Genomic DNA, 12,479 nt, shown 5'->3' with positions numbered 1-12,479 from the left:
ATGGCTATCTTCCTTACCAAGGACAGCAAGGTCATCGTCCAGGGCATGACCGGCTCCGAGGGCATGAAGCACACCCGCCGCATGCTCGCCTCGGGCACCCAGATCGTCGGTGGCGTGAACCCGCGCAAGGCCGGCACCACGGTCGACGTCGACGGCACCGATGTGCCCGTCTTCGGCTCCGTCGCCGAGGCCATCGAGAAGACCGGTGCCGACGTCACCGTCATCTTCGTGCCGCCGAAGTTCACCAAGGACGCCGTCGTCGAGGCCATCGACGCCGAGATCGGCCTCGCGGTCGTCATCACCGAGGGTGTCCCGGTCCACGACTCGGCCGCCTTCTGGGCGTACGCGGGCTCGAAGGGCAACAAGACCCGGATCATCGGCCCGAACTGCCCGGGCCTGATCAGCCCCGGGCAGTCCAACGCCGGCATCATCCCGGCGGACATCACCCAGGCCGGCAAGATCGGCCTGGTGTCGAAGTCCGGCACCCTGACCTACCAGCTCATGTACGAGCTGCGGGACATCGGCTTCTCCTCGGCCGTGGGCATCGGCGGTGACCCGGTCATCGGGACCACCCACATCGACGCTCTCAAGGCCTTCCAGGAGGACCCGGAGACCGAGCTCATCGTCATGATCGGTGAGATCGGTGGCGACGCCGAGGAGCGTGCCGCGGCCTACATCGCCGAGCACGTCACCAAGCCGGTCGTCGGCTACGTCGCGGGCTTCACCGCCCCCGAGGGCAAGACCATGGGCCACGCCGGCGCCATCGTCTCCGGCTCCTCGGGCACCGCGCAGGCGAAGAAGGAGGCCCTGGAGGCCGCCGGCGTCAAGGTCGGCAAGACGCCGTCCGAGACCGCCCGCCTGGCGCGTGAGCTGATCAACGGCTGACGCTCGCCCCGCGCATCGAGCGCCCCGTCCGGATCTCCGGGCGGGGCGCTCGCCGTTGTGGCGGGGCCTCCGGCCGGGAGAGCGGCGGCCCCACCGCCCGCCGATCCGGCCGCGGCTCCGGCCGTCGCCGGTGAGGTGTGCCCCGTCGCCCCGTCGCCCCGTCGCCCCGTCGCCCCGTCGCCCCGGCGTCCGACCTGGCCCGGGTCGGACGCCGGGGACTCCGCCGGCGGGCCGCTCAGCGGTCCGCCGGGCAGGGGAGGAGCGACCAGCGGGTGCAGGCCGCCGGCCCGCCCGCCGAGCCGGGCGGGGGCAGGGCCGCCGCGGCGCGCGCGGCGGCCGGCAGCTCCCACAGCGGCGCCCGGGGCGGCGGCGGGTCCGCCACGACCGGCTCGACCCCGGGCGTCGGACTGCACCAGAGGCTGCGGATGCCCGTCGGCGGACCGTCCGGGACGAGCGGCACGGCGGAGCCGTTGACCGCGCCGCAGACCGCCTGCTTCGGCGGTTCGGGGGCCCGGTGGAACAGCGACCCCGGGCCGCTGCCGGCCAGGGTCGCCGCCGCCGCGCCGCCGACCGCCACCGTGATCAGCACCGCCGCCCCGGTCCGGGTGGCGTTCGCCAGTCGGTGCCGGGCGCGCAGCACCGGCACCGGAGGCCGCTGCGGCTCCGGGCAGCCGCGGACGGCGGCCCGGTGCAGCAGTCCGGCGAGCCCGTCGGCGAAACCCTCGGCGGCCGGATCGGGCCCGACCAGGTCCGGTACCCACTCCGCCAACGCCGTCCGGGCGGCCCACACTCGGCCCTCGGCGGCCGCCACGGTCGACTCCACCTCGACGGCCACGGCGGCGGCGGGCAGGCCCAGGCCGTCGTGCAGCACCAGCGCCCGGCGCTGCGGGCGGGAGAGCCGCTTGAGCGCCTTGAGCAGTGCGCGGTCCCGGTCGGTGAGCCGGTCGTGGTCCGGCAGTACGGCCTGCGACTCGTCGGCCGGGCGGACCTTGATCCGCCGGTGCGGCAGCCGCCAGACGTGCGTCCGCCGCGGACCGCCCCGGTGCCACGGCGAGAGCGCCGCCTCACAGGCCCGCGCCCGCACCCAGCCCTCCGGATCGGCCCCGGCCGCCACCTCGTCCCAGTGCCGGCGCGCCTCGCCGAAGGCCAGCCGCACGCAGTGCACGGCGCGGTGCTTGCAGGAGGTGAGCAGGAAGACCTGTTGGACCAGGCGGGTGTGGGCGGCCTCGTACAGCTCCTCGAAGGACGGCACGGGTACGGCGTCCAGGTGCTCCGAGGTCGCACCTGCCGCGTTCGCGGCGGCCAGCGCGGCGGTGGCGGGCCCGTGGTCGTTCGGCTCGGGGGCGCTCCCGCCGTCGGTGCGAGGGGACCCGGCGGGTGCGGGGCCGTCGGCGGGGTCCGTCCGGGCGGGCGGCTTCGCGGCGGTGCCGGCCGGCCTGCCGCCGTTCGGCCGCGGCGGCGCGCCTGACGCCGGTCCGCTCCGGGGGGCGGTGCGGCCGTCGGTGCGGGGTGTCCCGGCGGCGGCGGGGGTGTTCACCGCGCCGGTGGCCGGGGCGCCGGGTGTGCCGTCGTCGGTGCGGGGCGTCCCGGAGGCGGCGGGGGTGTGCGCGGCACCGGCCTTGCCGCCGTTCGGCCGGGGTGGCCCGGGGTGCGTGGGGGTCGAGTCTGCGGCGGGTCGCGGCGTGGGGGCCTCCTCCCCGGGGCGCGGGGCTCCGTGGGAGGCGGCGTCGCCCGGGCCGGCCGGCCGGGCCTTGGCGTGCCCGCGCCGTTCCCGCCCGGCCGGTTGCTCCACCGGGGTGTCGGACCCCGGCGTGTCCGGCGGGCCCGCCGGACCGCCGGAGGCGCCCTGAGCGGGGCTCAGCAGTGCGGCGAAGGCGACGATCTCGCCGTGGGTCCGCGTGCCGAGCTTGCGCATGGCCCGGTGCTGGTAGCTGCGCGCGGTGGCCGGGGTGACGCCGAGCGCCGCCGCCGACTGGGCGAGGTCCCGGCCCGCCGCGAGGTGGGCGAGGGCCTGGGCTTCACGCGGCGTCAACTGCCGCAGCAGCCGGAGCGCCTCGCTCTGGTCTCCGGCCGGCCCGTTCGCCCCGGTGGCCCGGCCGGGCCCGGCGGCACCCGCGGCACCGGCGACACCCGCAGCACCTGCGGCGGCCTGCGCCCCCCGGCCCCGTTCGGTCCGGCCCTTTCCGGGGCGTCCCTTCCCGAGGCGTCCCTGGGGTGCCGGGGGGTCGGCGGATCCGGCGGTCCGGGCGGGGTGGTTGGCGGCGGCGGCGTCGGCCGGGCGCTCGGCGGTCGGCGGCGTGGTCATCAGACGCTCCGGGCCGGAGCGGGGGCGTCGGCATGAGGGCAGGGTCTGAAAATGCGCATAAGCCAATAATCTGGGACACGACGGTGGTTTGCCTCTTCACGGAGCATGGCGAGTCGCCTTGGCACCATGAGGCGCATGACGCAGCTGATGGGCCGTCCGATCCTGGAAGTGCCGGGCGAGCTGGGCGCCAGACCCGTCCTGGCCGACGTGCTCACCGGGGTGCGGACGGCGCTGCTCGGCCTGGCGGTGGTCGCCGTCCCGGTCCTCGGGCTCTGGGTGGTGACCCCGTACGCGGACGACGGCGCGGCCGGCGCCGTCCGGCTGGCCGGGGCGCTCTGGCTGCTCGGGCACGGTGCGCCGGTGCTCCGCGGCGCCCTGGACGCCCCGCTGACCGTGGCTCCGCTGCTGCTCGGCCTGCTGGCGGTGGGCCAGCTCCACCGCGCGGGTGCCCGGGCGGCGGCCCGGCGCCGGCTGCGGCCGCGCTGGAGCGGTCCGTTGGCGGTGTGGTCCGGCTACTGCGCCGTCGCCGTGGTGGTGGTCGCGCAGTGTTCGGGCGCGGGCCTGTTCCGCGCGCGGGTGCTGCCGGACGTCCTGGTGGTGGCGCTGGTGGCGGCCGTCGCGACGGCCGCCGGCGCCCGGGGGACCGGGGCGCCCTCGCCGAGGTCCGGACCGGCGTCCTGGCCGACCTCCTGGACGGCGCCCTGGGGGGTGCTCCGGCGGCGGGCGCTGGACGGGCTGCCCACCTGGGCCCGCCTGGACGGGGGCGCGGCGGCGATCCGGTCGGCGGCGCTGGCCGCCGGTGCGGGGCTGGTGGCGGCGGGTGCGGCGGTGGTCGCGGTGGCGGCGCTGCTGGACGCGGTGACCGGGGGCGGCCACGGCACGGTGGCGCTCGCGCAGGGCCCGGCCGCGGTCGCCGGACTGCTGCTGCTCAGCGTGGCACTGCTGCCGAACGCGGTGCTCTGGGGGACGGCCTACGCGCTGGGCCCGGGGTTCGCGGCGGGTGCGGGGACGGTGGTGGCGCCGTCCGGCACGGTGCGGGGGCCGGTGCCGGACTTCCCGCTGTTCGCCCTGCTGGCGGAGCCCGGCGCGGGCGGTTGGCGGCAGCTGGTCTGCCTGCTGCCGGCCCTGGCCGGGGTGGTCCCGGCCGTACTGATCGGCCGTGCGGCGGCCGGGGCCCGGTACCCGGGCGGCGCGGACCGGACCATCCGGCAGCGGGAGGAGCCGGCGCCGGCCCGGCCCGGTGCGTGGCGGCCGACGGGGACGGCCGTCGCCGTGCTGGCGGTGGCCCTGCTGACCGGTGCGGCCGCCGCGGTGCTCGGCTGGCTCTCCGGCGGGGCGCTGGCCGGCGGCCGGATGGCGGAGCTGGGCCCGGTGCCGTGGCGGACGGGGCTGGCGGCGGCGGGCTGGATCGCCGCGGTGGCCGTCCCGGGCGCCCTGCTGACCCGGGCCCGGGTCGCGGCCCGGGCGTCGGCCACCACGGCGGCGGCCGGTGCGGACACCGGACTCGATACCGACGCGGTCGGCCTGCCCCGGGGCGGGACTGTCGGCGTCCCCGGAACCGTCGGCGTGCCCGGGGCCGTCGGCGTGCCCGGGGCCGTCGGCGTGCCCGGGGCCGTCGGCGCCCCCGGGAGCGGCGCGATCGCCGGCCGCGCGCGCCGGGGCGTGCTGTGGCTGCGCGCCCGCGCGTACGCCGTGGTGCTGCGGCTGGGTCGGTCGGCCGACGGCGCGGAGGCGGCCGCGGAGGACGCGACCGGCCTGGACGAGCTGGACTGACGGCGCCGCCGTCCGTCCGTCCGCCCGCTACCCGCTACTCGCTCTTCGAGGTGATGTCCACGTACCACTTCGGCGCGAGGCGCTCGCAGTTGTCCGCGCCGGTCGAGGTGAGCGAGTCCCGGACGCAGGTCACGTAGTCGTTGTAGTAGAGGCTGAGGCCGATCACCGAGGAGACGAAGACCACCGTCATCGCGCCGGTGAGCACCCCGGCGAGGGCGGCCGGGGTCAGCGGGTTGGGGGCGGCGGACTCGCCGGCGGCGGGTGCCGCCCCGCCGGTCGCGGTCGCGGCGGCCGGCTTGGGGGCCCGCATCGCGGCGACTCCCCAGACGATGGCCAGCGCGCCCACGAACAGCGCCACGTAGTGCAGCGAGGCGAACGCGCAGACCAGCGCGCCCATACCGGCCAGCGCGGCGTTGCGGGCCTTGCGCTGCGCCGGGTCGCTCGGGTCGAGCTTGGGCGGCTGCGGGGCGGGCGGCCGGGGGTGCCAGCCGCCGCCCTGGTAGCCGGGGCTCCACGGGTGCGGCGGCGGGACCTCGGGCCGCTCGTCCGGGTTCCCGCCGCCGTCGGTGCCGTCGGCACCGTTGGAACCGTCCGAACCCCCGGCGTGCCCGGGGTTGCGGGGCTGCCACGGCTGGTCCGGGGCATCCGCCGGCGGCGGCGCGAAGGGGTTGCGCTCGCCGGTGTTGTCACCGCTGCTCATGGTTCAGCCATTCCTTCTCGGTCGGTGGGGCGGACGCCCGCGCCACCCTATGATCCCGCAGTCGCCCGTGGAGCCTTCGGCGGCCTGCCTTCGGGGCGCGTTCCACCGCACCGGCGAACCCGCCAGGGCCCGCCCGCCCGGCCGCACCCGACGTCCCGCCCCCGGGCCCGCCGCCCCACTCCGCCGGCGCCCCGCCCCGCCCGGCCGGCCACCGCCGACAGCTCCGCACCACCCCGTCGCTGCCGTCGGCCCGCCGTCCGCGCACGGCCGGCGGGCGGACGCCGGGCCGACGGCGGGTGAACGGCGCCCCGATGGAGATCCCCGTCTCAACTACGCGCGTAGCGCCGCCAGGGCGTTTCAAGGGCCGTCCGACCAGCCGTTATCGTGGTGACGGTCAGCAGCTCAGATAGGTTCCCCGGGCCCGCATCGCGGCGGGTTCCTCCGGTGTTCCCCCTCGCTCGACCTGCCGTTCGTAGTGGCCCCACCGCCGGTGGATGTACCAGCGGGCGGCGCCCGACCTACGGAGAATCGCGCAGTGGCCGCCGCCCCCGCTCAACTCTTCCCGCCCCGCACTCCCGGCCCGGCCCGGCTGGTGGTGCTGGTCTCCGGCTCCGGCACCAACCTACAGGCGCTGATCGACGCCGTGGCCGATCCGGCCTTCGGCGCGGAGATCGTCGCCGTCGGTGCCGACCGTGACGGCATCGCGGGCCTGGAGCGCGCCGAGCGGGCCGGGCTGCCGGTCTTCGTGCACCGCCTGAAGGACTTCGCCGACCGCGCCGCGTGGGACGGCGCGCTGACCGCCTCCGTCGCGGAGCACCGGCCGGACCTCGTGGTCACGGCGGGCTTCATGAAGATCCTCGGCCCCGCGTTCATCGCGGCCTTCGCCGGGCGGATCATCAACACCCACCCCGCACTGCTGCCCGCCTTCCCCGGCGCCCACGGCGTCACCGACGCGCTCGCGTACGGGGTGAAGGTCACCGGCTGCACCGTCCACCTGGTCGACGCCGGGGTGGACACCGGGCCGATCATCGCGCAGGGCGTCGTCGAGGTCACCGACGCCGACCACGCCGATGGCGGCGAAGCGCTGCACGAGCGCATCAAGACTGTCGAGCGAAAGCTGCTCGTCGACATCGTGGGCCGGCTGGCCCGCGAGGGTCACCGCATCGAGGACCGAAAGGTATGGATCCCGGCATGAGCGCCGCCCCCAGCACCACGTCCCCCGTCACCGCCCCCCTCGACGAGGAGAGCGGCGTCCGCCCGATCCGTCGCGCGCTGATCAGCGTGTACGACAAGACCGGTCTGGAGGAGCTGGCCCAGGGCCTGCACGCCGCCGGGGTCGCCATCGTCTCCACCGGATCCACCGCCGGCCGGATCGCCGCCGCGGGCGTCCCGGTGACCGAGGTCTCCGAGCTGACCGGCTTCCCCGAGTGCCTCGACGGGCGTGTGAAGACGCTGCACCCCCGCGTGCACGCCGGTGTGCTCGCCGACCTGCGGCTGGAGTCGCACCGCGCGCAGCTCGCCGAGCTGGGCGTCGAGCCCTTCGAGCTGGTCGTGGTGAACCTCTACCCGTTCAAGGCCACCGTCGCCTCCGGCGCGAGCCCGGACGAGTGCGTCGAGCAGATCGACATCGGCGGCCCGAGCATGGTCCGCGCCGCGGCCAAGAACCACCCGTCGGTCGCCGTCGTGGTGGACCCGGCCCGCTACGGCGACGTGCTGAAGGCCGTCCAGGAGGGCGGCTTCGACCTGGCCACCCGCAAGCGCCTGGCCGGTGCCGCGTTCGCGCACACCGCCGCCTACGACGTCGCGGTGGCCTCCTGGTTCGAGGCCGGCTACGCGGCCGACGACGTCGAGGGCTTCCCGGAGTTCCTGGGCGCCACCTACGAGCGCCAGAACGTGCTGCGCTACGGCGAGAACCCGCACCAGGGCGCCGCGCTCTACAGCGACGGCACCGGCGGCCTGGCCGGCGCCGAGCAGCTGCACGGCAAGGAGATGTCGTACAACAACTACGTCGACACCGATGCCGCCCGTCGCGCCGCGTACGACCACGCCGAGCCGGCCGTCGCGATCATCAAGCACGCCAACCCGTGCGGCATCGCCACCGGCGCGGACGTCGCCGAGGCGCACCGCAAGGCGCACGAGTGCGACCCGGTCTCCGCGTACGGCGGCGTGATCGCGGTCAACCGCCCGGTGACCGTCGAGCTGGCCGAGCAGATCGCCCCGATCTTCACCGAGGTCGTCGTCGCCCCCGGGTACGAGGACGGCGCCGTCGAGGTGCTGGCGCGCAAGAAGAACCTGCGGGTGCTGGTCGCCCCCGAGGCGCCGGCCAACCGCCAGGAGGTGCGCCCGATCTCCGGTGGCGTGCTGCTCCAGGACGCCGACCGGATCCACGCCGCGGGCGACGACCCGGCGAGCTGGACGCTGGCCACCGGCGAGGCGCTCCCCGCGGCCGAGCTGGCCGAGCTGGCGTTCGCCTGGCGGGCCTGCCGGGCCGTCAAGTCCAACGCGATCCTGCTGGCCAAGGGCGGTGCCTCGGTGGGCGTCGGGATGGGCCAGGTCAACCGGGTCGACTCGGCGAAGCTCGCCGTGGAGCGGGCCGGCGAGCGGGCCCGGGGCTCCTACGCGGCCTCCGACGCCTTCTTCCCGTTCGCGGACGGCCTGCAGATCCTGCTCGACGGCGGCGTCAAGGCCGTGGTGCAGCCGGGCGGTTCGATCCGGGACGAGGAGGTCGTCGCGGCCGCCGCCGCGGCCGGCGTGACGATGTACTTCACCGGTACCCGCCACTTCTTCCACTGACGCCGACGCCGGTGCCGGGCCGGGAGGATCCCCGTCCCGCACCGGCGGTGTGACGGTACGACGGAGCGGCCCGGTCCCCTCGGGAAGGGGACCGGGCCGCTCCGCTGTCGCCGGTGGGTGCTACTTCTTGATCACCAGGGTGCCGGCGGCACGGTCGTGCCAGCCCTGCAGCTTCCCGGAGTTGTCGAAGAACGGGGACAGGTAGACCAGCGCGGCGCCGATGTAGCAGAGGAACGCGCCGACGATCGGGATGATGAAGCGGATGAAGCCGCCGCCCAGGCCGGGGACCTGGCCGTTGCTCTCCTTGACGACGCGCAGGCCCAGGGCCATCTTGCCGAGGGTGGCGCCCGCGAAGGAGACCATCAGCCACTCGTACAGCAGGTTGAACACCGAGAGCACGCCGACCATGATCAGCATGGTGACGAAGAAGCCCGCGGCGGCGTCGTTGTTGGCGTTCAGGCAGTCGTAGTACGCCGAGTTGGAGCCGCCGTAGGTGTACTTGCCGCTGCAGTCCTGGGTGTCCTTGGCGATGCCGAGCGCGCTGGCCAGGCCGAGCGCCATCACCAGGGCGACGACCGCGCCGATCGCGAGGCCGTCGATCAGGCGGGCCAGGAAGCGCTGGCCCATGGTGGCGATCTTCACCGTGCCCAGCTGGGCGATGTTGATGTAGCCGTTGTTGGCCTGGAGGGTGCCCGGCATCGGCGCGTACCCGTACGCCGGCTGCTGCGGCACACCGTACTGCGGGGCCTGCGGCGGCTGCTGCGGGTAGCCGTACCCGGCGGCCGGCGGGGCCTGCTGGGGGTAGCCGTAGCCCTGCTGAGGGGGCTGCTGGCCGTACGGGTTGTTCGGGTCGGGCGGGTAACTCATCGATGCCTCCGGGCAGGGATGTGGGGACGTGGGACGGGACAGCGCTGGGTCCGGAACGCACCGGCGGGGCGAACTGCCGAGCGGACGGGACGATAGCGGAGCGCGGTGACAACGGGGGCGGACACGGTCCGGCGCCCGCCGGCACGGGCTGGCTCAGGAACGTGGGTGGCGCCGGTCCGGCGCGAACGGGAGCATCGACGGCTGCGGTCCTGGCAGCACGCGGCCGTGGCGGTCGGGCGGCACGGTGTGGTGTGGTCGGCTCACTCTGTTCTTCCCCCGGGTACGCCCCGCCGGTGTCCGTCGGCCCGTCACCGGGCCGGAGGCGGCAGGGAATGCCCGCTTATCGTCGACCGGGCGGCCCGGCGCTGTCCAGCCGCGCCCGCGTGGCGGACCGGACTGTGGCGCAACCGCAACGTGGTCCGAACGGTTTTCGAGCCGCCGGGGCTCCCCGGCACCGCTGTCGCCGGGGGCTGGCGCCGTCCGCCTCCGGCATCCGGGAGAATGGGGTCATGACTGCCCAGATTCTCGATGGCAAGGCCACCGCCGCCGCGATCAAGTCCGAACTCGCCGCCCGTGTGGTGGCCCTTCGTGCCAAGGGCGTCACGCCCGGTCTCGGCACCGTCCTGGTCGGCGACGACCCCGGCAGCCGCTGGTACGTCAACGGCAAGCACAAGGACTGCGCCGAGGTCGGCATCGCCTCCATCCAGCGCGAACTGCCCGCCACCGCCACCCAGGAGGACGTCGAGAACGTCGTCCGCGAGCTGAACGCCGACCCGGCCTGCACCGGCTACATCGTCCAGCTCCCGCTGCCCAAGGGCCTGGACCAGAACCCCGTCCTGGAGCTGATGGACCCGGACAAGGACGCCGACGGCCTGCACCCCACCTCGCTCGGCCGGCTCGCGCTGGGCATCGAGGGCCCGCTGCCCTGCACCCCGCTCGGCATCGTCGAGCTGCTGCGCCGCCACGACGTGGCGATCGACGGGGCCGAGGTGGTCGTGATCGGCCGCGGTGTCACCGTCGGCCGCTCGATCGGCCTGCTGCTCACCCGCCGCAGCGAGAACGCCACCGTGACCCTCTGCCACACCGGCACCCGGGACCTCGCCTACCACCTGCGCAAGGCCGACATCGTGGTCGCCGCCGCCGGGGTGCCGCACCTGGTCAAGCCGGAGGACGTCAAGCCCGGCGCGGCCGTGCTGGACGTCGGCGTCAGCCGCAGCGAGGGCAAGATCGTCGGTGACGTCCACCCGGGCGTGGCCGAGGTGGCCGGCTGGATCTCCCCGAATCCGGGCGGCGTCGGCCCGATGACCCGCGCCATGCTGCTGAACAACATCGTCGTGGCGGCCGAGCGCCGCGCCGGCCTCTGAACGACCGCGATCCGACTCCGGAAGGACGGCGAGCTATGAACGGGCGGACCGAGCGAAGGCCGGCGAGCCGCGCGTTTCGCGACGCGGCGGCCGAGCGGGGCGGGGTGGGCCGATGAGCGGGCCACGGCCGGCGAGCTCCCGGCGCAGGCCGGTGAAGACCACCGGAACGCTGCCCCCCGAGGGCTCGGCGGCGGCGCTGGGGCGTGACCACGCCCTGCCGGTGCGCCAGTGGCCGATAACCCTCGTCCTGCTGGTGGTCGGCGCCGGGCTCGCCGTCACCTGGTTCGCCGACTTCAAGGACGGCTTCAAGTACGGGCTGCTGATCCTCGGCGGCGGCGTGCTGCTCGGCGCGCTGCTGCGGCTGGTGCTGCCCGAGGTCGGCATGCTGGCGGTGCGCAGCCGGTTCACCGACGTGATCGTGCTGACCTTCCTGGGCGTCTCGATCGTGCTGCTGACCCTGGTGGCCCAGCCCAACCCGTGGCTGGAGATCCCGCTGCTGGACAACGTCGGCGAGCTGGTCGGGCGGCCGAAGCACTGACCCGCCCGGCCCGCCCGCCCGGCCCGCCTGCCCGGCCCGATCGGCCCCCGCCCGCACCGTCGGGACGGGGGCCGTCATCGTCTGTGACCAATCAGCCACGACGGCACCCGCGGCATACGCTTCGCTTTGCGATAACCTGACGCCGGTCTCTCGATGTCGAGAGATCATCCTCGGCTCCAGTGCGCCGGTGTGCCTGGGGCACCTGGCGATTTGCTGGAGAAGGTAGAAATGACCCGCACCCCCGTCAACGTCACCATCACCGGAGCGGCCGGCCAGATCGGCTACGCGCTGCTCTTCCGCATCGCCTCGGGCCACCTGCTCGGCGCCGACGTGCCGGTGAACCTGCGCCTCCTGGAGATCCCGCAGGGCCTGAAGGCCGCCGAGGGCACCGCGATGGAGCTTGTCGACTGCGCCTTCCCGCTGCTGCGCGACATCAAGATCACCGACAACGCCAACGAGGCCTTCGACGGCGCCAACGTCGCGCTGCTGGTCGGCGCCCGTCCGCGCACCGCCGGCATGGAGCGCGGCGACCTGCTGCAGGCCAACGGCGGCATCTTCGGCCCGCAGGGCAAGGCCATCAACGACCACGCCGCGGACGACATCAAGGTCCTGGTCGTCGGCAACCCGGCCAACACCAACGCCCTGATCGCCCAGCGCAACGCCCCGGACGTGCCGGCCGCGCGCTTCACCGCGATGACGCGCCTGGACCACAACCGCGCGCTCGGCCAGCTGGCCGCCAAGACCGGTGCCGCCGTGTCGGAGATCAAGAAGGTCACCATCTGGGGCAACCACTCGGCGACCCAGTACCCGGACATCTTCCAGGCCGAGATCGCCGGCAAGCCGGCCTTCGAGGCCGTCGGCGCCGACCAGGCGTGGCTGGAGGGCGACTTCATCCCGACCGTCGCCAAGCGCGGCGCGGCCATCATCGAGGCCCGTGGCGCCTCCTCGGCCGCCTCGGCCGCCAACGCCGCCATCGACCACGTGTACACCTGGGTCAACGGCACCGCCGAGGGCGACTGGACCTCCATGGGTGTCGTCTCCGACGGCTCCTACGGCGTTCCGGCCGGTCTGATCTCCTCCTTCCCGGTCACCACCAAGGACGGCGAGTTCCAGATCGTCCAGGGCCTGGAGATCTCCGACTTCTCCCGCGGCCGCATCGACGCCTCGGTCCAGGAGCTGGTCGAGGAGCGCGACGCCGTCACGGAGCTCGGCCTCATCTGAGCCCGTTCCCGGCAGGACCTTCGACGGCCCGCC

Annotated in this window: 10 protein-coding genes; 7 read left to right on the top strand and 3 right to left on the bottom strand. The window is 75.4% G+C overall.

Annotated features, from left to right (window positions below; translation table 11 throughout):
* Positions 1–885, top strand: a complete 885-nt coding sequence (gene sucD / locus OG618_RS15780; protein WP_329488045.1) for a succinate--CoA ligase subunit alpha — start codon at positions 1–3, stop codon at positions 883–885.
* A gap of 235 nt (positions 886–1,120) precedes the next feature.
* Here the strand turns inward: sucD and OG618_RS15775 are convergent, their stop codons facing one another.
* Positions 1,121–3,190 (bottom strand): LuxR C-terminal-related transcriptional regulator, encoded by a 2,070-nt coding sequence (locus OG618_RS15775; protein WP_329488043.1) that lies wholly within the window; start codon positions 3,188–3,190, stop codon positions 1,121–1,123.
* 135 nt (positions 3,191–3,325) lie between these two features.
* Between OG618_RS15775 and OG618_RS15770 the strand changes: the two genes are divergently transcribed.
* Positions 3,326–4,963, top strand: coding sequence for a cell division protein PerM (locus OG618_RS15770; protein WP_329488042.1), 1,638 nt, complete (start codon positions 3,326–3,328; stop codon positions 4,961–4,963).
* Positions 4,964–4,997: 34 nt separating this feature from the next.
* Here the strand turns inward: OG618_RS15770 and OG618_RS15765 are convergent, their stop codons facing one another.
* Positions 4,998–5,663: a hypothetical protein gene (locus tag OG618_RS15765; RefSeq protein WP_329488041.1), complete on the bottom strand. Its 666-nt coding sequence runs from the start codon at positions 5,661–5,663 to the stop codon at positions 4,998–5,000.
* A 535-nt stretch (positions 5,664–6,198) separates the two neighbouring features.
* On the opposite strand from OG618_RS15765, the gene purN reads away from it, so the two are divergent.
* The gene (gene purN / locus OG618_RS15760) at positions 6,199–6,858 is read left to right on the top strand and encodes a phosphoribosylglycinamide formyltransferase (protein WP_329488039.1); all 660 of its coding nucleotides are present in this window, start codon (positions 6,199–6,201) and stop codon (positions 6,856–6,858) included.
* Positions 6,855–8,456, top strand: coding sequence for a bifunctional phosphoribosylaminoimidazolecarboxamide formyltransferase/IMP cyclohydrolase (purH, locus tag OG618_RS15755; protein WP_329488038.1), 1,602 nt, complete (start codon positions 6,855–6,857; stop codon positions 8,454–8,456). Before purN ends, purH begins: the two co-directional genes overlap by 4 nt.
* Before the next feature lie 120 nt (positions 8,457–8,576).
* Here purH and OG618_RS15750 read toward each other — a convergent pair whose 3' ends face one another.
* Positions 8,577–9,323, bottom strand: a complete 747-nt coding sequence (locus OG618_RS15750; protein WP_329488037.1) for an RDD family protein — start codon at positions 9,321–9,323, stop codon at positions 8,577–8,579.
* 509 nt (positions 9,324–9,832) lie between these two features.
* On the opposite strand from OG618_RS15750, the gene OG618_RS15745 reads away from it, so the two are divergent.
* The 3 genes from OG618_RS15745 (at position 9,833) to OG618_RS15735 (ending at position 12,446) form a co-directional block, all read left to right on the top strand.
* Positions 9,833–10,687, top strand: coding sequence for a bifunctional methylenetetrahydrofolate dehydrogenase/methenyltetrahydrofolate cyclohydrolase (locus tag OG618_RS15745; RefSeq protein WP_329488036.1), 855 nt, complete (start codon positions 9,833–9,835; stop codon positions 10,685–10,687).
* 151 nt (positions 10,688–10,838) lie between these two features.
* A complete protein-coding gene (locus OG618_RS15740) occupies positions 10,839–11,225 on the top strand; it encodes a DUF3017 domain-containing protein (RefSeq protein WP_329488035.1) in 387 nt (128 codons plus the stop codon).
* Positions 11,226–11,453: 228 nt separating this feature from the next.
* A complete protein-coding gene (locus OG618_RS15735) occupies positions 11,454–12,446 on the top strand; it encodes a malate dehydrogenase (protein WP_329488034.1) in 993 nt (330 codons plus the stop codon).
* Positions 12,447–12,479 lie beyond the last annotated feature (33 nt).

Origin of the sequence: Kitasatospora sp. NBC_01246 (assembly GCF_036226505.1) — a bacterium.
In the GTDB taxonomy this organism is placed as follows: Bacteria; Actinomycetota; Actinomycetes; order Streptomycetales; family Streptomycetaceae; genus Kitasatospora.
The sequence above is the reverse complement of the archived record's forward strand: the minus strand, read 5'-3'. Positions and strand labels throughout refer to the sequence as shown.

Coding starts and splice junctions, on each gene's coding strand:
- sucD (WP_329488045.1), top strand. CDS start 1: ATGGCTATCTTCCTTACCAAGGACAGCAAGGTCATCGTCCAGGGCATG.
- OG618_RS15775 (WP_329488043.1), bottom strand. CDS start 3,190: ATGACCACGCCGCCGACCGCCGAGCGCCCGGCCGACGCCGCCGCCGCC.
- OG618_RS15770 (WP_329488042.1), top strand. CDS start 3,326: ATGACGCAGCTGATGGGCCGTCCGATCCTGGAAGTGCCGGGCGAGCTG.
- OG618_RS15765 (WP_329488041.1), bottom strand. CDS start 5,663: ATGAGCAGCGGTGACAACACCGGCGAGCGCAACCCCTTCGCGCCGCCG.
- purH (WP_329488038.1), top strand. CDS start 6,855: ATGAGCGCCGCCCCCAGCACCACGTCCCCCGTCACCGCCCCCCTCGAC.
- OG618_RS15750 (WP_329488037.1), bottom strand. CDS start 9,323: ATGAGTTACCCGCCCGACCCGAACAACCCGTACGGCCAGCAGCCCCCT.
- OG618_RS15745 (WP_329488036.1), top strand. CDS start 9,833: ATGACTGCCCAGATTCTCGATGGCAAGGCCACCGCCGCCGCGATCAAG.
- OG618_RS15735 (WP_329488034.1), top strand. CDS start 11,454: ATGACCCGCACCCCCGTCAACGTCACCATCACCGGAGCGGCCGGCCAG.